Raw genomic sequence first — 22,644 nt, forward strand, 5'->3', positions numbered from 1 at the left:
TTAAAAGTGTGTAACAGGGCTATTGCAAGAAAGAAATTGCTTCCCTATAAAACGGTTCTCAAAGGGGTTTGGGTAAGGGCGTGCTGTGCTTTCGTAAGAATGCATCGCGGGATGTGCGCCCTCGTTCAATTTGAGGAATTCAGGTAGGGCGGTTCATACCCTTCAAGGCACAGGCTAGGCAGACGAACCGCCCTTACTGCCTGTACCCTGAAAGGGTATCTCCCAGATGGGGAATACAAAAACTATTTTCTTAACGTTTGGGATGGACGTTGAAAATGGAAATGCTGACTTTGCATGCGTCCTAGAGTGTTTTAACTATATGCCTATGGTCAAACCCCCTTGTCGCTATCCTCTTCTCAAGACCCCTCCCTGATTTTATTTCCGCGCTAAAGCCATCTCTTTGTGTTTAAGTAACTGTACTAGGCTGTTAAGGGTAGTTTTGGCATCCCCGAATACCATTAAGGTATTCTTGGCGTAGAATAGCTCGTTGTCTTCTCCGGCAAACCCTGAACCTAGGCTACGTTTCAGGATTACCACAGAATGAGCTTTATCCGCATCAAGTATCGGCATCCCATAAAGTGGGCTGTCTTTCTTGTAGCGTGCTGCCGGGTTAATTACATCGTTTGCGCCGATTACCAGCACTACATCCGTTTCAGAAAATTCATCATTAATCTGATCCGGCTCAAATAACAAATCGTAAGACACATTTGCTTCTGCCAAAAGCACATTCATGTGACCGGGCATTCTACCGGCTACCGGGTGGATGGCGTACCGCACCTTTATGCCTTGGTGCATCAGCAAATCCCCTAACTCTTGCACCGGATGTTGCGCTTGGGCTACTGCCATACCGTAACCCGGTATGATAATTACCGATTGTGCGCTGCTCAACAAAAATTCGACATCTTCGGGGGTATAGCGCGTAACTGTTTTTGCCTGCGCTTGCGCATGTAGTTCGCCCGGTTTTGCGCCTACTGCCCCAAAAAGCACGTTAGTAAAAGAACGGTTCATAGCTTTGCTCATAATCATCGCTAGGAAGAAACCGGAGGCGGCGTTTAATGCGCCTGCGATAATCAGCACATCGTTATTGATGGCGAAACCAGTCGCAGCCGAAGCTAACCCGGCATATGAATTTAAAAGCGCCAGCACTACCGGCATATCTGCGCCACCGATTGGCAGCACCAGCAACACCCCGATTAGCAATCCTGCGCCTAGCATCAAATAGAATACAACAGAAGTAGCAGGATTTACCAATAAAAATCCAAATAAGCCCAATGCGCCGATAAATAAAATCAAGTTAATAATATTCTGAAAGCGATAGGTTATTGGAGCGCCGGTGATGAGTTCCTGAAGTTTTATAAATGCAATAAGACTTCCGGTAATTGTCAGCGACCCGAAAAGCACCTCAATCCCCAAAACTGTCATTAGCCAGCTATCTATGTTTGTCGCTACGTGTTCCTCGAATTTAACCACGCCCACCAGAGTAGCGGCTAATGCACCAAAAGCATGGGAAATTGCCACAAGTTGGGGCATCGCCGTCATTGGCATCAATCTTGCCAGTAGTCCGCCGATTAGCGAGCCGAGCATAATACCAACAATGATCCATTCGTAACTAACGATCTCATTTTTTAGCAATGTACCAACTATAGCCAGTAACATGCCAAGCTCAGCGTATAACATCCCGCGTCGCGCCGATACGGGCGAGCATAGCGCTTTTAAACCCATAATAAATAATATTGAAGCGGCGAAGTAGGAAGCCTCAAGCAAATAATCGTTCATTGAGGTTTTTCCTCCTTCCGCTTGAACATCTTTAGCATTCGGTCTGTGACAAGAAAACCTCCCACGACATTTATAGTGGCAGATGTGACCGCAATAAAGCCAAGCACTGTGCTTAATGTTCCTTTGTTACTGCCTGCTGCTACCAATGAACCGACCAATGATATACCAGAAATGGCGTTGGTAGCTGACATCAAGGGGGTGTGAAGCAGGGGTGGCACACGTCGGATTACTTCAAAGCCTAAAAACCCTGCCAACGCCAGAATATAAATCATTTCGAATAATTGTAGATTCATACCATTACTCCTTGGGGCAACAAAGCTTTTACCTGTTCATTTAGAATTTCCCCGCCCCGTGTTACACACGCAGCTTTTACAATTTCGTCCTCATACGAAGGGCTTGCTTTCCCATTGGGGAAAAGATACTCGAACAGGTTGAGCAGATTATGACTGTATAGGAGGCTTGCATCTGCCGGTACTGCCGCCGGTAAGTTTACTGCCCCAATTATGGTGACATCGTTTGACTCGATTGTTTGGTTTGGGGCGGTCAATTCACAGTTGCCGCCCTGTTCCGCTGCGAGATCAACGATTATCGAACCCGGTTTCAGTAGTTGCACCATTTCTCGACTTATTAGCAATGGTGCGCGTTTACCAAATACTTGCGCGGTAGTAATAACCACATCTACTTTTGGCAATCGCGCGCTGATTACCTCACGCTCTTTCATAAGAAATTCGTCAGATTGTTCTTTGGCATAGCCCCCGCTTGTTTCTGCATCTTTTGGCAACTCCATCTCCACAAAATTTGCGCCCACACTCTTAACCTGATCCCTAACAATCGGGCGTGGGTCAAAAGCTTCAACTCTAGCGCCAAGCCGTTTGGCAGTAGCAATTGCCTGTAAACCTGCCACCCCTGCGCCCAATACCAGCACGGTTGCGGGTGATACTGTACCGGCAGCGGTCATCATCAAGGGGAACATTTTCTTGAGCTTGCCAGCCGCCAGCAGCACCGCTTTGTATCCAGCAATTGTCGCCATCGCGCTTAAGGCATCCATATTTTGAGCGCGGGCTATACGCGGTATTAATTCCATTGAATAAGCGGTAATTTTGCGGTGGGCGAGAGCTTCTATAATCTCAGGTTTGGCAAATGGAGCTAAGAAACTGAGCAAAGTTGCGCCTTCTTGCAGCATATCGGTTTCGTAGCGACCAAATTCGGGATGAAATTGGGGTGGTTGCACCTTAAATATTACATCGACTTGTTGGTACAATTCTTTGGCGTTATTTACTAATTGTGCACCCGCTGCTTCATATTCTTTATCGCTACAAAATGCCAATTTACCGGCGCACTTTTCCACAAAAACTTCGTGATTTTGTTTTTTTAGAACCACAACAAGACCGGGCACCAGTGCCACCCTAGTTTCACCGAGATATATTTCTTTTGGAATACCGATTTTCATTTCATTTTCTCATTTCTTTCACTATGAAAATTTGTTGTGATTCAGGAACGAAAACAGCTTGTATCTTTGATAGCGCAAGGGAGGGGAAATTATTCTAATGATACCGAAATGATTCAGGAGATTTTGACCAAAAATAAAATAGGGCAGAGGATTTATAGTCTGAGAAACGCAGGTTATATTAAAAAAATGAGCGGGTAATCGGCAAGCAGTTTGCCCGCCAGCGTAACGGTAGAAGTCCTTATTTACTGGGTTAGTTCCTACGGAACTAATCGGCGAAACGAATATCTTGTTCAAAACCTTCACCCCTTTACCAGCGCCATTGAATGGTTTGAGGTGATTATCAAGATGTTTTAATACTGGATTCGCCTACTTTTTAAAAGCCTTTCCAAAACTTGATAACCTTTTTTACTCCATTAATCATAAGTTATAAGAATCAATAATGAGGTCTAAGTCGGTAAATATAGGGTAGATAGACATAAAAAACCTTTCCGCTGCTTCTCTACAACTGGAAAGGTTTTAAGTAGTTTTCAGAAATTTACTTTAAGCTTAATGAGGTATTATCGAGAATAGGAACTTGGTTTTCACCATACCCCACAACAGTAGCACCGAAGCAAGCAGCGCGAAACCATAAAAGAAATAGGGTAGGTCTCTCACGCCCGGTATGTTGTAGAAAATGACAATGATAACTAGGTGCATAGCGAAGGAGTAAAGGCTAACCTCACCAATTGGGATTAATAGCCACCCCAACACAGGTTGCAATAGTTTCCATAGCCAAGTAGCTGCCAGAAAAAGCCCCTGGAAGATTACGAAGATAGCAAATATGCGCTCCGGTGGAAGTAAAGCTTTATCGTGCATGTCGGCGATGTAGAAATGCACATCAATTGACCCGAAGATTGTTTCTACTCCACCGTTAATTTCGGCTATATACAAACTCACCAGCATTACCGACATAGCGCCGATTGCCATTGAGTAATATCTATACAGGTTGCCCTTTGCACTGAAAAAGTTAGCTATTGCTTGGCGGTGGTAGCCCATTACCATTGCGGTAACGAATAGCGCTTGCCAAGAAGCCAGCGGAAAGTTGCTGGCAAAAGGCAAGCTAAAGTTGCTTGGATAATACATATTAGCAAACCAGATAACCCAGCTTACTATCAATACATGCTTGGCTTTGCCTTCTTGTAGTAGGAAGAGAATTAGAGGGCTAATCGCTAGGAAAAGCACGTACATAAACAGAATACTAGAACCATGATAGGCAAACCGCATTGTCAGCGTACCGAGTAACAAATCAATCGGGTCTGTAATCTGACTCCATTGCCGATCAGCCCATAATTGTAGCGGAGAATAGTTTGCCAGTAGCACAAAAAACAGGGTTAATCCCACTGCCAGCCAATATATTTTTAAGGCGCGTTTCAGTATTTTGGTACTGGCAACCCGCAAGCCTTCTTTTTCGATAACCTTGAAATAAACTATGCCTAGGATAAAGCCGCTTATGATAACGAAACCTTCGGCGGCGCTTATATAAAATTCTCCCCGCGCAGTGAGGAAGTAAACCCAACTATCCGGTCCAAATACCCCGATATGATCCATCAGCATTACAAATAGGCTTAAGCCTCGCAAAAAATCAAGGCGTAAATCCCGTGAACTTGCTACTGCTGTTTCATATTTCCAACGCCAGCGCACTCCTTTAGCAGTAGTTACTGCTGTTGCACCTGCAAGCTTACCTTGCAAATTGGATTCTTTAGCGGATAACATCTATATTTATACTCCTAAAAACTAATAAAAAAACGAAAGCTACGGATACTTTATTTAAACTTTCGCTATATCTGAGGCTATCGTTGTCTACGAGTTAAGCAAGTAATTTGTTTTCACAAATTCTCTCTATTTTATATATTAATTTTATCTTTCATTTGTAAAATGAATGTAAAATCCACTCAAGGAAAAGGTAAAATCACACTTATATGATGTTCATACCAATACATCACTGATGTTACATTTACTACTACTAATACATTCAAATAGGTTTTGCTACCGTACAGATATAAAGGAGAGGAAAAGGAGGAGAAGGTTGAGGCAGAGTGGTAAACTGTAGTTTTCTTACCGACCAAAGTAGAAAGCAAAAGGATACCAAAATGAGTGACAACCTTCGCCGACATCGTGCCATAAAACAGCAATTGTTGCAACTCCACCCACAAGCGCAGGGGCGCGAATTACAATATTTAACAATTCTAGCGATGGTGATCAGTGGGATTGTAGGTAGTCGGCATAGTGCGTTGCCTAATATCGCCGCCAAAGTGCCAGATAAAACTAAACGGGAAAGCCGCATCATCCGAATGCGCCGATTGCTCAAAAATGATAACTTTAACCAAAAAGTGGTGTATGCTCCTTTCGCCAAACAATTGCTGAGTAGCCTGTGTCATTGTCCACTGGTACTGGTGATAGATGGCAGTCAGGTTGGTGCTGGTGGAATGGGCTTAGTAATCAGTGTAGTATATCAGGGGCGGGCTTTACCTTTGGGTTGGTTGGTGGTTAAGGCTAAAAAGGGACATTTAGCTCAAGCTTTGCACATCAGATTGTTAAAGCAAGTTCACTCGTTGGTTCCGTCTGGTAGCCAAGTAGTCTTTTTGGGTGATGGTGAATTCGATGGCTGTCGTTTGTTAAGACGGTTAGATTATTACGGTTGGCAGTATGTCTGTCGTACTGCTAAAAATAGCCAGGTCTGGTTGGATGAACAAGCTCATTATGCCATCAGTAAGTTAGGGGTTCAGCCTGGTCAGGTAGTGAGTCAGAGCGGCGTAGCATTCAGCAAACACGAGTACGGACCAGTACTGGTCATAGCGGTCTGGCAAAAGCCTTACCGTGAGCCACTTTATCTGGTGAGTAATTTGGCTCTAGCCCAGGAAGCAATCCGGTACTACAAAAAGAGGTTTAGGATTGAAACCTTCTTTTCCGATAGCAAGAGCCGAGGGTTTCGGCTGGACAAGAGCCATTTGGATGACCCTAAACGGCTAGAAAGGTTATTGTTAGCGGCTTGTCTGGCTTATCTTTGGATTGTACATCTGGGTACGATAGCTTTAGCTGAAGGCTGGAACCGGGTCATTCATCGCACCGAACGACTGGATTTGAGCCTGTTCAATTTAGGTTTGAACCTGCTTGAGCATTTTTTGAATGAACATTTACCCTTACCAGTCGCCTTTATCCCTTTTCTTTTAGAGGATTTCTAATTGTGTACGGTAGCAAAAAATAGGTTTAAGATAAGTATATGTCTGAAAACTTAATGAAAATATGGCGGCGACTCTGGCTGGAATTAGTAATCGCCTTCGACTTTGTTCGAGGTTTTTTCGAGCCGTTTATGGCTTATCGAATTGGTTATCTAGTGATAGTAAAGCGTCGTTATCGCCGCCCATGGACTACAACTCTAAAAGATGGCACTACCTTGCGCCGAGGTGATAAAATAATCAGACTGCATATGAAGCTTTTTATGCCACGCTTCAGGGGTGCCGACAATGATTTATCTTATTCACGTTATCTATATCGGTTATTAGCGCCCGAAATGCCTAATCTCGCTGCTTTATTAAGGGTTGACCCCGCTTGGTCTGATTTTAAGGCAATCATGGGTCAATCTCACGTAGTAGGAAAATATACCGAAAAATTAGGCTTTGAAACCAGAGCAATACCAGATTGGTGGATTGTGGTGGTGGATTTGCTTGGTCGTGGTGCAATGCTCCTAACCGATCCCACGCCACGTTGCTTGTTGAAGATTCTGAAGCCGCATGGAGTACGAAAACCACGCGAAACTTGGATTGGCTGTTCCACTTTAGTTGCACTTCACAACGATACTCAAGTAGAACCGCCCCGCTTGCGCCGATTATTCAAGTATTTTTGACAAGGAGAGCTTAAATGGCTGAAGGAAAAATAGAGCATAAATTACGCGAACTGGGTATTGAGTTACCACCTATCTTTAATGTTCCTCCCGGCATGAATTTCTTGCGTTATGTACAAACCGGTGATCTTCTTTTTATTGCCGGACATGGCCCTACGGGTTCTGATGGGAGACTCGCTTATCAAGGTAAGGTAGGAGGAGAGGTGAGCTTGGAGGAGGGTTATAAAGCCGCACGCTTGACCGGTTTGAATCTTCTTTCAACGCTAAAAGAGGCACTTGGAGACCTTGATAGGGTCGTAAAGTTCGTAAAGGTTTTAGGTATGGTCAATGCAGTGGAAGGTTTTGGACAGCAACCTTATGTAATCAACGGCGCTTCCGATTTGTTTGTGGCAGTGTTTGGTGAAGAAATAGGCAAGCATGCCCGTTCAGCGGTGGGGATGGGCGGCTTGCCTAACAATATGCCGATTGAAATTGAAATGATTGTACAGGTAAGGTAATTTGTCCATGCTATTCCGAGTCGGGATGCTTTTTCAATATAAGCATCCCGACTTTTAATTATGACCATGAGTTTTTACCACCGTATCTTTTGTTTTCGCGCTTGGATCTCCTGTTACTGTAAAAGTTACGCTGGCTTTTAAAGTTACACTTCGCGTATTGCTAGCATCATTCTTGAATGTAATTCCGCCGATATTCCAAGAATAGCTCCAGTCATTCCCACTACTATTAGTCATTAATGCGGCAGTACCGATAGACGTTACTGAATTTGTTTGCACGGTATAATTAAAGCTAACCCCATTGCTGGAATTAATAGTAACTCCACTAAAAGGTATTACAGTAGCAGTCAGATTACGAGTTGATAGTGCGCCCGTTTGAATATAAGAGTCATACGGGTTTGGTTGTACATCGTATGGTTTCCATAAGACAACCGCGCCCATATTAGCATCAAAAGAGCCTTTCCAATTTGGACTCATCTGGGCGAAAAGCTTTCCATCCCAATCGCTACAAGTAACAGCGTCCAGTGTAGCGGGTGCAGCTTCGGTGCAATACTGGATGCCTAGCGAAACTTTCCGGTCGGTTGCATTATTTATTAGGTTTGTGGTTATACCAGTTTCATCCAAAGGCCAAAATGCTGATAAATTCCATTGCAATAGTCCCGATGAAATAACCGCATTGGAGGGCGTGCTGGTATCATCGGTACGAATCCCTAATAATATCCGGTTTGCCGGAGTTGGACTATTGGTAGGATAAGCAAATATTCTCACCAACTTGACCGAATCAAGCGCACTTAGCTCAATTAAAGCCTGTGGCGAAGAATTAAAATAATCGCTGGCTTTTGGCTCTGTTCCGGGCTGATTATCGGTCAGGTTAGAGCTACTCAGATTGAAGCGTGCGCCACCAAGAGTCAGACCGCTAATACTGGATAGGTTGCCCGCTAATCCCGGAGATTGACACCCGGAATCATCCGGTGAGGCTGTGGTACAGAGTCGCCAGCTTAGAGTTATTCCATTTTGCGGGTCTATTTTTGGCGTGTCAGAAGTATGATCCCATGTAACAGTCCAAGGTCCAGACCCGGTAGGCAAAATACTTTTAGGTCCTGATATTGTGCTTAATGCGGTGGTGGTACTAACTCCCGAAGAGTTTTTGTAATTGACATCAAACATTACCCGCTTGATTAAAGCCGCATTTGTAGGAATGGCAACCGTAAATGTAGTCACACTGGAAAGCATCAAATAATTCGCGGAGGTAGGCGAACCGCTTAGCGGAGCTAATTGTACAGGCGCTGCTCCTTTACTGTTCATGCTGACCGTCATGTTTATCAGCTTAATTTTAAGCTGAACAATATTGGTAGAACCGCTATATGGAACGCCACTGGAAACAGGTCCCCATAATGGTACGGCTGTAATGTATAAGGTGTCGGTAAGTAAATCGACTGTGGCTTTTAGCTGTTGCAAATTAAGAACCAGATTCCCGGTTGCCTGCTGAGTTGTGGCGTTTACCTGAGAATTTTGCAGCGCTAATGTAGGGGTTATATTACCCGCTTGGTCACTCAGAATCCATCTAACCCCACCAACATTATTTCCGGTTACGGTAGCAGTTAGCGGAATCGTAATTGAGGTAAGCGGTGACGCGGTACTATCGAAGGCGATTGGTAAAACGTTTGTCACATTATAAGGGCTAGTACCGTTGACAATGACATTGCTTACCTGTGGTTCAGGTATGGTCACACTAGTGTAGCCCGTAACGTCCTTAGCTTGGCACACTTGAGAATCTAATTCTCCCTGACCCCAGCAAATCCGGTAGGTCAACTTGACTCCCGGTTGTGGCGGGATCGTGGCGGTATTCCAGACATAGCTAACGGTATCCGATAATACTTTATTATTTATTGTTGTCAGCGAGGTTGTAATAACAGTAGTTGGATTGGTAGGGTCGGTTAGATAAGTTGCCAACAGAATAATAGAAGATGCCCCGCGCCCTGTAACCGTACCCGTTATAGTGGTGTTCAGGCTGAGGGTGGTAGATACAGGTGGTGTAAAATTAACCGCCGCTTCCGGTACATTCCAGTTCAGCGGGGTAGTATTAAACGGGCCACAATAGCCACTGCTATTACAGGCTTTCAACTTTATAATAATTTGCTGATTTGGCTTGATTCCCAAAGCCGATGAATCAAAGGTAATCCCAAAATTATTGGTGCTGTTGGCATCGGTGCTTAGTAGTACGTCCGCGCGCGCCGTACCATCATTTGCCTGATAGGTAACATAATAGCGAATTGATGTTACTCTTGCAGTCGGTGTGCCGGATACATTCAAAATAGTAGGTTTGGATAAATCGGTTGGTACAGGCGTGGCAAACTGAGCGATTAAATCGGGAATAGTACCCTGTACCGCCGCTTGCACCGGATAACAGAAAATGCCCGTAGCATTTCCATCCCAGCATATTTTAGGGGTAAAGGTGATTGGTTGAGGAGGCCATGCCGCCGTGTTTATTTGTATTGACCATGTAGCAGTGCCGTTTGAAACTGCGCTAAGCGTTGCCGTGTCGTTTTTCTCTACCTGTTGTCCACCTGCCGTCGGGATATATTTATAATTTACAAATACTACGGTACTGGCACTGCTGATTTTAGCAGCGGAACCGCTTAATGCCACTAACACCGGTAAACTGGCTTGATCCGTGCTACTCAATGGGCTAACCGTTAGCGTAGGCGCTTCTACGGTAAAGGCAGCAGGTAACTGATTAGTAGGGGTAGTACAATTAGCCACATTATCGTCAGTACCCCAGCATACTTTAGCATCAAGGATGATGCCGGTTTGAGGTGGGATTCCCGTAGTATTCCACTTCACCGTATTATTATTAGCTGCGTTAGCCTTATCTAGCGTTTTAGAAACTGTTGCATTGGTTGTATCATTGTAGGTGTAAGTATAGGTGATATGATCATAAACGCCTGTAACCTGTGCGCTCAATGTAACCGTTCCTACTAACTTGTCGGAATTAGGACTCAGGGTAATAGTTGCTGCGGGTTTGGGAATACTCAAACCTGCCAGTGGTTGTACCAGTTTGATACAACTGCCTTCATCGGCAGTCCAACACAATTTACCGCCGATCTCGATCGGGGTTTGCGGTGGTAAAGTTGAGATATCCCACGTTACGCCCCAACTATTGCCCGCATTTGCTTGTCCGGGTATGGGTAATTCCGCAATACTTCCACCAACACTCGCAATGTATTTGGCTGTAAAGCTCACATGATTAGGCGCAGCTAGCCCGGTAGGTATAACGGTAACTCTTATATCCACCGTTTTACCGTTTAATGGTCCCGGAATAGGCGAAACAAATTGTACAGTAGGGGTGGGCTGTTGGATTATGACAACGGTCACCGGCACTTGCACCGCCCCGTTGTTATATACAATGTTAAATGTGCCGTTTACCGGAGCTTGGGTGAGGTTAAAGGCATTAAGGCTCACGATTAGCTGCGTATTGCCGCTAGGCGGGATTGTACCCGACTGCAAGTTAAATTTTAGTAAGGACGCTAAAGCCCCACTTGGTTGCTGAATATTCCATGCGACTGGTCCTTGCCCACTGTTTGAGAGTTGTAGGAATGTTTGGTTAGTGAAAGCATCGAAATTCAAAGAATTTGGCGCTACTGCCAATACACCGGGCAGCGCAGTAGGTTGTGGAGTTGTATTTGCTCCTCCGCCTGTTCCATTATTGCCACCTTGTTGGTCACCACCGGGGGCAGTGGTCTGGTTGGCATTGCCGCTCTGATTAGTACCTTGACCTGTGGTAGTAGGGATTAGCGAGAAAGTAAGGTTGCCTTCTGGAGTATGATTGCCTGCGCCATCAGTAGCACGGTAAAGAATAGAATAATCACCCGCTTTTTCAATTGTAATCGGCACTGCAACAATGTCGTTATTATAAGGTTTCCAATCATCTTGGTTGATTTTATACTCTATAAGAGCGATGCCACTTAAATTATCGGAAGCCTTAAATTCGAGGGATATTTTGTTTCTGGCTATAAGTTGATTACCCTGCGCTCCGGTTGGGTCAAAGTCGCTCAATTTAGGACGTACCAAATCCAGCCGTGGTGGGGTTTTGTCGATTATAAAATGAGCAGTAATCCGGTTAGTGCCGTTATCCAGTACAAGCGTATATGCGCCCTCTTTCTCGATAAGGTCACCCGATGTCACATTTACATTGGTTTCAAGTCCGGCACTGGGCAAAAGGTTGCCATCAGTGGTGTTAGTAGTCAGCATATTCAAGGAGGCGCTGACTTTGGTTGTATCTGAGACTTGATAATTAAGCGGTACTGATTGGGTATATAGCTTGCCATCCACTGGGCTTGTCAGAGTTATTCCAGTTTGCTGGGTGGTAGTAGTGTCGAGTCGCCCTTGACAACCGCTTTGACCCGCTGCTCCGTAATTTATCAACCAGCGTAATTGGTAGCCTTTCTCCATGTAGTAGGCAAGCGATTTGTAGCTGGTACCATCCCAAGGGTCATTAATCCGATAGGTAGCCGCAATGTTGTCCGAGCCGCTAACCACTACTACAAATTGTGTTCCGGTTTGCCCACCGAGAAAGCCTACCACGGCGGGTTGCCCTGATTTCAGGATGGAGTTGAGCGAATCCCAGTTAAAGTCCTGACGTTGTGCTCCGGATAAAACTCCCTTGCTACAGCGAACGGCAGTAAGCGACCAATCCATCGGAATTGCATCGGGACCTAAGCAACTATTTAACTGGTCGGGGTCGGTATCTGCCTTGTTATAGTTCAGTAGCATTGCAGCGGTGGTAATGGCACAACCGGAATCGCCAATTTTAAATGTCTGTGTGCCGATTTGGCTATTACGCCAGCGCGGGTCATTCTGGCTGTAATTTATAACAAAACAATCACCGCCGGGGGCGGGAGCAGGGGTAAGGTCTTTGGTAGGTACTTGTTGGAATCTATCGGTAACAATCGCAAAGTTTTGGGTTTGTGCTATTTTTGGAATAGCGTTGACTTTTTTATCGTTTACATTGACCGTGAAGGGGTTATTGATGCTATTTGAATTAACAATGATACGCGAATTGTCGGTTGACCAGCAAAGAGGCCCATCCTGACCGGGATCACCATAAAAATATTCAGGTACTAGTTGGTCGGGTGTGCCAAGTGATATTTCGCGCTCTCTACCACTCGCTGCAACCTTGAACAATTCAAGTTTATTGGTATTACGAACTATATAACTCAATTGGGTGCTATCCGCAGACCAAGTTGGGCGGGTAGTCCATAATCCACTGGCAACACTTACCGCTCTGGTTTTGGAGCGTGAGTTAAGGTCTAGTACATTGATTGCAGCATTGTCTAAAGCCTCGTTTTTTGCGGTTATATATGCCAATTTACGTCCATCCGGTGAAATAGACATCAGGCTGGCAAAATTACCGGGTAAAACATCTACCGATTCCTGAAAAACACTTCGCGGGTGCGAGCCATCGGGTTGTACTATTATTATATCGGTGGCAGTTTCGCCCATTCTGAGAGTAGCGCGCAGGTTTATATTAGCGGGTGTGCAAATAGCAGGCGGTAGAACCTGATTGCTTGTAGTAGTTTGCGTATTGGTAGGCCACATCAAAATAAGTAGCATTATCACGAAAGCTACCGGCAATAGCAGCGCCAGCGCCAGTAAAACCGGGCTTAATACAACAGCACGTAACCACGGTAAAGTACACGCTTGATTAAGCACCCCGTTTGTTTCGGTGGTCTGTCCTTCGATACCCACTGTGAAGTCGTACATCCGGGGAGAGCCAACCCAATTACGCCTGCGTAGCTTTATTTCAAGCGAACTGGCGGTTATTTCTGCTTGTGGCGGGATTGTCACTACCGGGGGATTAATCAGAATTTCCATTCCCTGCACATTGGTACGTGCATACAATTTCAGGTTAACCGGCTGGTACTGATTATTGGAAATCCCGATCTGACATATGGCGGTTTTTTTGCGAGTTTGTACCTCTTGCGGTTGTAATTTGAGTTCTTGTGTTACCTGTTTTATTTCTTCAACATTGAGCAATAAGGGCTGGCTGGCTATTATACCCGGCTGGCTGCTACTACCGACCAACAACACGGGAGCATAAGTACCGGGTGCGGCATTGGCTGGTAAGTTGAATCTTAGTATTGTAGAGCCTTCGTTGCCGGGGGAATCAGGATATAAAAGCATCTCAAGTTGATCGAGTTGCGCCCATCCGGCGGTAAGCTCACCTATGCCAAGCTCAAAACGTTCTACCCCTTGCGTATTATTAATCAAGGTGACGGTAAGCTCGGCGCTTCCACCCGGTTTTAAGGTTATTTGTTCAGATGAAAGCTTTAGCTCAACTTTCTGGCTCAACCGTAAACTCCTATTGCATTTATAAATTCCAGCTATAGCTAACTATTAGTCATTGCAAAGTTAAAGCCCGGAGTACCGCTTACTGCTACAGACACATTGTAACTACCCGTAGTTGCATTGGCTTTGAAATTACCCGCATCGGCAAAACCGCCGCCGGAAGAAGTAATTGTAATTGTACGGGTGGTATTACTGAATGTACCACTCGCGCCTGCTGCTGGCGCGGTAAAAACTACCGAAACACCATCAACACCATTCCCATATATATCACGTACAACTACCCTCAATGGTTGCGCAAAGGTGCTACCCGCCGCAACAGATTGTGATGCAGGTATAGTTGGGCTGTCATTTGCAACTGTAGCAGGCGCTCCGGCATTATTAGTCATTGAGAAATTCAAGTCGGGAGCACCACTAACCGCTACTGTAACTGTAAATGCGCCTGCTGCGGTATTGGCATTAAATGTGCCGGGGTCTGCCACTCCGCTGGCATTGGTTTGCACAGTAATAGAGTTACCGGAAGAAAAAGCTCCGGTTGGAAATGGGAACATAACCGCCGGCGCTGTGAAAGTGACGTTGTAACCAGCCGCTACAGGATTGCCATGAGTGTCTTTAACTATAACACTCATTGCGCCGTAAGCATTATTTACGGTTACATTTTGTATGGCTAATACTCCTGTATGAACAACCATACTGGCGGGAACATCCGGCAGGTTTGTGAAATTATAGGTCACTTTAATTGAAGGAAATCCGCTAACTACTGCAACAATACTATAAGGACCCCCCGCTACGCTATTAGCCTTAAAAGTTCCCGGATCTATAACCCCGCTACTATCGGTACTAAGTGTAACTGAACCTAAATTATTGCTATTGAATGTACCGGTTGCGCTTACTGCTGATGATGCGGTAAAGGTCACACTCTTGCCTGATATTGGGTTATTGGACGAGTCGGTTACTACAACTTTCATATTGCGGGTGAAGTTGTTAGTAACTATGCTAGATTGGGTTACCGATAACAAATCAACTGCCGTAATATGGGCAGGAACATCCGGTAGGTTAGTCAAATTGAAGCTGAAAGCGGCAGTAGCATAGCTTGTTACTGTTACCTGAACATTAAATGGTCCACCTGCTATGCTGTTTGCGGTAAAAATGCCCGGATTTGCGATTCCATTAGCATTTGTGGTGGCAGAAGTAGTATTTGTTCCGGTGCCACTGAAAATACCGCTTGCTCCACTGGCGGGCGCACTGAAATTAACAGTGTATCCTGAAATAACCGGGTTGCCATAGGTATCTTTTACCAACACTCTTAACGGCCCATAAGCATTGTTAACGGTAATAGATTGGGATAATAATACGCCTGAGTCGGTTGCCAACGTAGCAGGCGTACCCGGATTATTGGTTAGTGTGAAATTGATTGTTGCCGATGGAAAACCTTGCACCGTTGCGGTTACCGTATAATTTGTTCCGGCTGTGGTATTTGCTTTTAAGTTACCGGAATCTGCTATGCCACCCGTTGTCGATAGCGTCGTAGCAGTATAGGTACTGGTACTGGCGAATACTACCCCCGGACTGGTGGAAACGGTTGAAGTAAATAAGACAGTATAACCACTCAAGGCGTTTTGTCCGGAATCCTCCACACGAACTATCAGGCTATTGGCAAAGTTATTATTGACGACAGTGTTTTGCCCATCACCGTTTGTTATAACAAGTGCCGCTGGATTATCGGTGTTGTTAATAAGGTTGAAAGTGACCGATGTTACAGATGGGAAACCGCTAACGCTGGCAGTTACAGAGAAACTACCTGCCGTTTTATTGGCAGTGAAAGCTGATGCGGTGGCTACCCCACTCGAATTAGTAGTTGCCGTTGAAGTATAGGTATTACTGCTGGAGAATTTCCCGCTAGGAACAGTTGGTGGGCTATACTGTGGCGCAGCAAAGATTATCACAGTACCGCTTACTGGGTTAGTATGCGAATCGGTCACGGTAACTTCTAGGTTAGTACCGAAAACGGTTTTAATCTTGGTACTTTGGGAATTGCCATTACTTATCGTCAGATTGGCAGGGTCTCCGGCTAGATTGGTCAGATTATAATTAACTGTAACTGCCGGGAAACCGTTTACTACCGCTTGGACAGTATAACTTCCAGAAGTGGTATTTGCTTTGAACCCACCGGAATCTACTAAACCCCCTCCACTGCTGCTAACAACCGTAATGTTGTTGGTAGTGGCGGTAAAGATCGCATTAGCACTAACCCCACCGGCGGTAAAGGTAACTTGATAACCATCGAGGGTGTTATTTCCTATGTCGGTCAAGGTGGCTTTGAGATTATTGCTGAATCCGCTACCTACAATTGCGCTTTGCCCGTTACCGCCCGTAATGGTTAATTTATTAGGGTCACCTTTCAAATTACTTAAAGTGAAATTCGTGTTTACAGCCGGGAAACTCGTCACTTTAGCATTTACTGCATAGTTATTGCCCGCGACAGTGTTGGCTGTATATATCGATGCGGTCGCCAACCCATTAGCTCCGGTTGTAGCGGTAGCGGCATTGTTACTGGTGCTTGCGAATGTACCGCTTGCTCCGCTTGAAGGCGCAGTAAAGGTTACACTTGTGCTTGGAACCGGGTTATTAAAAGTATCGGTAATAGATATGGCTAGGCTGGTGGTAAAGACTGTGCCTATCTTAACGCTCTGGTTATCTCCCGCCATTATGGTTATAAACGCCGGGTTTCCGGGATTATTTGTGAGGGTGTAGGATGCAGTCACGCTTGGGAACAAGTCGACCGAAGCTAGGACAATAAAGTTAGCACCGGCAATTTTGTTCGCAGTTATAGCCCCAGAGTCTACCAGTCCACCTCCGGCGCTTGTCACAGCATGTGTATAAGTACTGGAACTGAAAACTATACTCGCGCCAGTGCTAGGGGCGGTAAAGGTAACGTTGTACCCATCGAGAGTATTACCGCCTGCATCTTTTAAAGTTGCGGTTAAGTGGTTAGTGTAGCCCGTATTGACGGTGGCGTTCTGTCCGCTACCCCCGGTTACAGCCAGAACAACCAGCGTATTCGGATCACCGGGCAAGTTAGTCAGGCTAAATACATTGGTAGCGCTTCCAATAGTTGCACTAACCTGATATGCGCTGAGGCTGGCAGTGCCATTTGCTGTGAATACAGGAGCAGTAACCACTCCACTGGCATCAATTATAGCGGTGGCAACATTATTATTGGTAGTGGAAAATTTTCCGCTTGCGCCACTGCTCGGTGCAGTAAATGTTACAGTACCGTTTATCAGCAAATTACCCTGTGAATCTTTTACTCTGGCAGATAATTGGTTAGGGAAAGCGGTAAATATCTTGGCATTTTGCCCATTACCGTTTATCGGGGTGATAGTTGCTGCGGGTCCGGGAACATTACTGATGGTAAAAGTAGTTGAAATGGCAGAATTGCTGGCTACTACCGCCGAAACTTGATAACCATTTCCGGCAATAGTGTTGGCGGTAAAACTTGTGGCGGTGGCAATACCACCGTTCGCGCTTTTTACGGTTGTAGTATTGGTGCCGTTGGCAAAAGTGCCGCTTGCTCCGCTTGAAGGCGCAGTAAAGGTTACATCCTGACCGTCGAGATTATTAGTGCAGGCATCTCGAATCTGCACCGCAAATGGAGGTGCATAAGCGGTGGTTACAGTAGCGCTAATATTGTTGCCTGCGCTAATTTGAATGCTGTTCGGTGCGCCGGGCACATTAGTCAGGCTATAAGTTGCGGGTATATACGGACCGCTGGCAACAGCATTTACTGAGAATACGCCGGGAGTGCATGTAGCTTTAAGATCAGGAGCAGTCGCTATCCCGTTTACATTGGTAACAGCGGTTGCACTTGTGCTGGCGGTAGAAGGAAATATCGCCCCTGCCCCGTTTGATAGCACCGTAAATGTCACAGTTATATTTTGTACGGGTAAGTTTGCTGCATCAACTACCGTTGCTTGGAGAGAAGTGCCAAAGTTGGTTTGTACAATAGTTGATTGCCCTGAACCCGCGCTTGGTTGTATCGGGGTTGAGTTAGGTAACAGATTGTTCAGTAACAAATTAGCAGTGAGACTCGTGCCTAAAACACTTACATTAACTGTATATCCATTACCCGTATTGTTATTAGCTGCAAATGGAGGGGTTGTAACAAAGCCCCCTATGTCGGTAGTAGCGCTAAAACTGTTTAATGTAAAGGTGGGTCCAAAGAAAATGCTTGGACCAATTAACGGGTCGGGTGCGCTAAAAATTACGCCAATCTGTGGTAAAGGGTTTTTATTTGCATCAGTAATCTGAATTTTGAAAGGTTGCGCAAAAGAACTACCCGTGACCGCACTTTGTCCTGAGCCGGATATTATATTGATTATACTAGGTGGTCCGGCTTGTACCGCTAGATTCGGGAAGGATGCCAACGGAGTACAGATACTTTCGGAAGTATCATAACAGGCTTTCACATCCAATATAATGCCTGATTGTGCCGTAATGGTAGTTGTATTCCAACTTCCTTGCCAGCTAGAACCACGGATGCTATTGGAAATCAGGGTTGGCGTACCAGAACCAAAAGTTGCATATAACGAAACATGCTCGATATTATTTGTCGGACTACCGATAGTAACATTTAAGGTAGCAGGCAAAACCTTGTTGCTGGTGAGATTCTGGTTGGGTGTAACGGTTGCGCTCATGCGAGTACGCAGGTTAATGACATCCGGCATATTCACACAGACGCTTTCGTCCACGCTGCTGCATAATTGCCCTTTGAGATTAAAAACCCGCTCTGGTCTAATCGACAACGTATTCCAAGTAACCGACCAATTGTTATTTGGTGCGGGTGATGATGGTATAACTACCTCTGAAAGATCATCCTGGAAAACTATTTTAAGCTTGGCATGGTTAGCTCTACCAGTGGCAGTAACCGAGATTATTGCGGAACTGGCTAAAATACTGGCATCAGTAGGTGTAGCAATAGAACCACTCAGTGGAATATTAAGGTTTGCTATCTCTGGAATGTCTGTACAGATTGATTCATCGGCGCTTACGCAAAATTTACCCCGCAACTTGATAGCTGCTTGAGGGATTATTGTAGTTGTATCCCAATTGATACTAAAGCTATTGCTGGCAGAAGGTTTGGCAGTTAAAGTTACATCCGCCGCAGGTAAACCGGCAGCCGTTACATAGGTAGCTATTAAAACTGCGTGATCTGGTGTAGCAGTGCTTTGATTGGTATTAATCGTCAAACTTATAGGCGTAGTTAGACCAAGCACTGTTCCGGTAATCGGTGAAGAAAATACTGCGGTTGGCAATGGTTGCGGATTAATAACTACATTTACGGTTTTATTGCCACCGTCAGAAACGATCTGGAAACTGGTACTTTGCGCTTGGAAGGGTAAAGTAGTTGAAGCCAGACTCACGCTTAAAATCGAAGCTGTGCCAGATAGTAATGAACCGCTGTTGTTACCAAACTTGAGAAGGCTCGCGCTAGTTCCCGGAGAGACTGTCCAGTTTAACGAACCTGTGCCGGTGTTACTGAGTTTGATATTTAACGAGGAGATGCCCGGTCCAAAGGTTAACTGAGCATTATCAATTGCCAATAACCCGGTAACTCTGGCAACTGCGGAAGTAGGTATTATAGTTGGCAATGGCGTTGCAGTGGGTAACGGCGTTGCGGTGGGTAGCGCGGTTGCGGTTGGTGGCACAGTTGGTGTGGCTTTAGCTGTAGGCGTCGCAACACTAGTAGTAATGGCACGAGTTGTAATTATCGGTGCAGTAGTTACGGGAGCTTTAGTAGTCGGGACAACACCTCCGTTATTATTTCCACCTGTATTGGTTGAGTTGCCCCCGATCCCGGCTGCGGCGGGCGCTTCCCGGTTTATTGGTGGTTCAATTGTAAAAGGGGCAGTGCCTACCGTAGATAGATTTCCTGCTCCGTCAGTAGCGCGATAGTTAACAACGTGATTGCCTTTGTCTTTGACGGTAATAGAGTTTGTGGTAGTGTCGCTGGTATAAGAACGCCAAGGACTACCATCGACCTGATATTCAATAGAGGAAATGCCGCTTAAAGCATCTGTAGCATCCAGTTGTAGGGTTACCGGACCGGAATATTTGTTGGTTTTTGGATCAGCCCCTGTAAGAATCCTAGCTTTAATTTCTGGCGGTGTGGTATCAACCGTAAAGAAAATATTACGATTTACTTCAACAGGTGGGCTTGCCGGGTTTTTAGCCTGAATCGAAATCGCATAATTACCATCTTGCCGGAAAGGTATTTGCTGACCTTCGGGTAGATTTACTACCGAACTTTCGCTAGGTGGGGTTCTAGGACCTCGGATTTTGACAGTCGCAGTGAGGGTGGTTGTTAGTGTTTTCCCGGTAATATCGAACTTGAAATTCACATCCTGCCGATACATATTACCATCTTGGATGCCATTGGTTTCAATGGCAAGTGGGCTAGTCTCTGGGCTAGTATTATTCCCCCCACAGAAGAAACCTTGCCCCTCGTAGGATAATAACCATTTAGGGCGATAACCGAAACTGAGAAAATTCTGAAGATTCTTGTAAGTGGAACCATCCCATGGGTCAACTACCTTATAATTGCGCGCATCTCCCCCTGAACCGCTAGTTACAACTAGAAAATGATTGTTAGTTGGACCACCTAACATTCCTACTATGGCAGGACCGCGTTGTAAAATTGAATCAAGCTCATCCCAACTGAAATTATCACGTCCGCGCAATTGTAGTCTCATATCGCTACAATTTTGCCCGATAAATGCCCAACCGGTTGTAGTTAAAGGGCTGGTATTGTCTCTTAGACAGTCCACTAAAGCGTCAGGTTGAATTGAGGTAGTGCCTAGTTGATTCAAATATTGGTTAAGAAGAATTGCCGCAGCGGTTATAGCGCAACCGTAATCCCCCACTTTGCTGGTAATCCCAACCCTGAGCGGTACATCTGCCCATCTTGGGTCATTCATACTAAAAGGATTGACCACCGGGCAACTGTTATTGCTCTGATTGGTTGGCGGTGTAGCAGAAGAGTTAGAAAATAGCGGTATAAAGCGGTTTGCCACTAAACCTGTGTCCGGTTGGATATTCGCTCCGATTTTTGGAGGCGTTATATTTGGTATTTTTGGAGTCGGTAGATTAAAGCCGGGTCGTGGTCTCTGTACCACTTTCCCTTCTGGAAAGCTGATTTCAACCTGTTGATTTTTAAGAGCGGTTTCCTCCCCGGCTTTGGGACGAATTAAGAGACTGCTATTAGTGGTTGTCCAACAAAGTACCGGCTGCTCATTGCCGTAAAAAAGGGTAGGGTCAAAATACTCAGGTGACGATAGGAAAGTTTCTTTAGAACCAGCTTTAAGACTAATATAGTACATTTCAAGGCGGCGTGGGTCACTGGCTGCGGCATCCGGTGAAGGGCTAGGAGTAGTTCCAAGGATGGTCGTACTAGCCGTAGTTGTGGCGTTAGTGGTGGTAGTGGTAGCAGCGGTGGTGGCTGCTGTGTCACTCTTCACAGGTTTTTTCCGCTTAACATACACCAAAGTTTCGCCATCGGAAGACCAGACCGGCGCAGTGGGCCAAAAACCGCTAGGTATGTTTACTAACAGAGTAGGCTTCCGCGTATCCAAATCTAATATCCATAGGTTAGTATCATCCATAGCTAGATTTCGCGCAGTCACATAAACCAATCTTCTACCGTCCGGCGATACTGAGACGAGCGGTTCAAATATACCGGGAAGCACATTTGCACTCTCAGTTCGTACCGGGGACAATGGGTCTATTCCGGCGCGCCCACTAACGAAAATCGCTGTATTCCCATTGTTGGTTATCAGATTTACATGTCTAAGAGAGGAAGGTCCGCAATCTACCGCTAGAGCCGGGGTAAAATTGCTAAAGAGGAAAAATAAACCCGCTATTAATAAGCCGAATACAATCACAAAAGCGGCTACCATCATTACCCAACGGCGTTTGAGCCATAATACGGGCGGCAAGGCGCATTTCTGGGTAAAATTGCCTTCCAGTTTCCCGGTATAGCCATCCAGATTAATCACAAAATCGTGACGTACCGGGTCTTTAGCCCAGTTGCGTTCACGTGGGCGCACTTTCAGAGTGATGTGCGCTTCCTGATTTTGGTCAAGGTAAACTTCGCCGGGGGCAAGGTCATAACGGCAGGCATCTTCACTATCTTCTGCATATAGCGCATACAAAGCAGGGGCGTTGCCTTGATTCGCTAGGAAAACACGGTAAACTTCACCTCCGCGCCGAGAAATACGCTCTGTCGGTTGTAGTTCAAAAACCTGCTTTTCTACCTTAGAAACTACCAATCGGAAGGGGATAAGCAAGCTATTATCCGCACCGCTGCGGGCTTGAATAATTATTTGACCATGATAAGCTCCGGCAGTGATTCCTTCTGGTAAACTCAACTTAATGGTAATAGTTTGCTGGTCTTCTCCCTCGCTAGGGTTACGGCTTGCTTGACCGGGACGCAAGGAGAAATTTGTCGGATTGAAAACAAGCCACTCGGGATCTAACCCGGCTGCTTCTGGGGTACTAAGCGGCTGAAGGTATAGCGCAAACTGGTCAATAATCTCACTTTGATTTGACATGGTTAAGGTAACGTCAGCGGTTTGACCGGGCGCAAGCTCAACAACTTCACTTGTAATTGTATATTTCAGCATAAAGTTCTATATCTAGTC

9 protein-coding genes are annotated in these 22,644 nt (G+C 45.5%); 3 read left to right on the forward strand and 6 right to left on the reverse strand.

Going from position 1 to position 22,644, the window contains the following annotated elements; genetic code table 11:
* Positions 1–375: 375 nt before the first annotated feature.
* The 4 genes from OZ401_RS03415 to opgC all read right to left on the reverse strand — a co-directional run bounded on the left by OZ401_RS03415 (position 376) and on the right by opgC (position 4,978).
* Positions 376–1,776, reverse strand: a complete 1,401-nt coding sequence (locus tag OZ401_RS03415; protein ID WP_341469308.1) for an NAD(P)(+) transhydrogenase (Re/Si-specific) subunit beta — start codon at positions 1,774–1,776, stop codon at positions 376–378.
* Positions 1,773–2,069, reverse strand: coding sequence for an NAD(P) transhydrogenase subunit alpha part 2 (locus OZ401_RS03420; RefSeq protein WP_341469309.1), 297 nt, complete (start codon positions 2,067–2,069; stop codon positions 1,773–1,775). The genes OZ401_RS03415 and OZ401_RS03420 overlap by 4 nt, the downstream gene beginning before the upstream one ends.
* Positions 2,066–3,226: a Re/Si-specific NAD(P)(+) transhydrogenase subunit alpha gene (locus OZ401_RS03425; RefSeq protein WP_341469310.1), complete on the reverse strand. Its 1,161-nt coding sequence runs from the start codon at positions 3,224–3,226 to the stop codon at positions 2,066–2,068. Before OZ401_RS03425 ends, OZ401_RS03420 begins: the two co-directional genes overlap by 4 nt.
* 546 nt (positions 3,227–3,772) lie before the next feature.
* Positions 3,773–4,978: an OpgC domain-containing protein gene (opgC, locus tag OZ401_RS03430; protein WP_341469311.1), complete on the reverse strand. Its 1,206-nt coding sequence runs from the start codon at positions 4,976–4,978 to the stop codon at positions 3,773–3,775.
* A 377-nt stretch (positions 4,979–5,355) separates the two neighbouring features.
* Here opgC and OZ401_RS03435 point away from each other — a divergent pair, with 377 nt between their 5' ends.
* Genes OZ401_RS03435 through OZ401_RS03445 form a run of 3 tightly spaced genes read left to right on the forward strand, consistent with a single transcriptional unit; the run spans position 5,356 to position 7,603 of the window.
* On the forward strand, positions 5,356–6,447 hold the full coding sequence (locus tag OZ401_RS03435) for an IS4 family transposase (protein ID WP_341467879.1): 1,092 nt from the start codon (positions 5,356–5,358) through the stop codon (positions 6,445–6,447).
* Positions 6,448–6,485: 38 nt separating this feature from the next.
* Positions 6,486–7,109 carry a YkoP family protein gene (locus OZ401_RS03440; protein WP_341469312.1) on the forward strand — a complete coding sequence of 208 codons (624 nt, stop codon included), beginning with the start codon at positions 6,486–6,488 and terminating at the stop codon, positions 7,107–7,109.
* A gap of 14 nt (positions 7,110–7,123) precedes the next feature.
* Complete coding sequence (locus OZ401_RS03445) at positions 7,124–7,603, forward strand: RidA family protein (RefSeq protein ID WP_341469313.1); 480 nt, start codon at positions 7,124–7,126, stop codon at positions 7,601–7,603.
* A 54-nt stretch (positions 7,604–7,657) separates the two neighbouring features.
* On the opposite strand, the gene OZ401_RS03450 is transcribed toward OZ401_RS03445, so the two are convergent.
* On the reverse strand, positions 7,658–13,951 hold the full coding sequence (locus OZ401_RS03450) for an OmpL47-type beta-barrel domain-containing protein (RefSeq protein ID WP_341469314.1): 6,294 nt from the start codon (positions 13,949–13,951) through the stop codon (positions 7,658–7,660).
* A 38-nt stretch (positions 13,952–13,989) separates the two neighbouring features.
* On the reverse strand, positions 13,990–22,626 hold the full coding sequence (locus OZ401_RS03455) for an OmpL47-type beta-barrel domain-containing protein (RefSeq protein ID WP_341469315.1): 8,637 nt from the start codon (positions 22,624–22,626) through the stop codon (positions 13,990–13,992).
* Between the last annotated feature and the right edge of the window lie 18 nt (positions 22,627–22,644).

Source organism: Candidatus Chlorohelix allophototropha (genome assembly GCF_030389965.1).
Lineage (GTDB): Bacteria > Chloroflexota > Chloroflexia > Chloroheliales > Chloroheliaceae > Chlorohelix > Chlorohelix allophototropha.

What these genes read in the sequence shown, in the direction of transcription:
- OZ401_RS03435 (WP_341467879.1), top strand. Translation starts at nt 5,356, where the DNA reads ATGAGTGACAACCTTCGCCGACATCGTGCCATAAAACAGCAATTGTTG.
- OZ401_RS03425 (WP_341469310.1), bottom strand. Translation starts at nt 3,226, where the DNA reads ATGAAAATCGGTATTCCAAAAGAAATATATCTCGGTGAAACTAGGGTG.
- OZ401_RS03440 (WP_341469312.1), top strand. Translation starts at nt 6,486, where the DNA reads ATGTCTGAAAACTTAATGAAAATATGGCGGCGACTCTGGCTGGAATTA.
- OZ401_RS03445 (WP_341469313.1), top strand. Translation starts at nt 7,124, where the DNA reads ATGGCTGAAGGAAAAATAGAGCATAAATTACGCGAACTGGGTATTGAG.
- OZ401_RS03455 (WP_341469315.1), bottom strand. Translation starts at nt 22,626, where the DNA reads ATGCTGAAATATACAATTACAAGTGAAGTTGTTGAGCTTGCGCCCGGT.
- OZ401_RS03415 (WP_341469308.1), bottom strand. Translation starts at nt 1,776, where the DNA reads ATGAACGATTATTTGCTTGAGGCTTCCTACTTCGCCGCTTCAATATTA.
- opgC (WP_341469311.1), bottom strand. Translation starts at nt 4,978, where the DNA reads ATGTTATCCGCTAAAGAATCCAATTTGCAAGGTAAGCTTGCAGGTGCA.
- OZ401_RS03420 (WP_341469309.1), bottom strand. Translation starts at nt 2,069, where the DNA reads ATGAATCTACAATTATTCGAAATGATTTATATTCTGGCGTTGGCAGGG.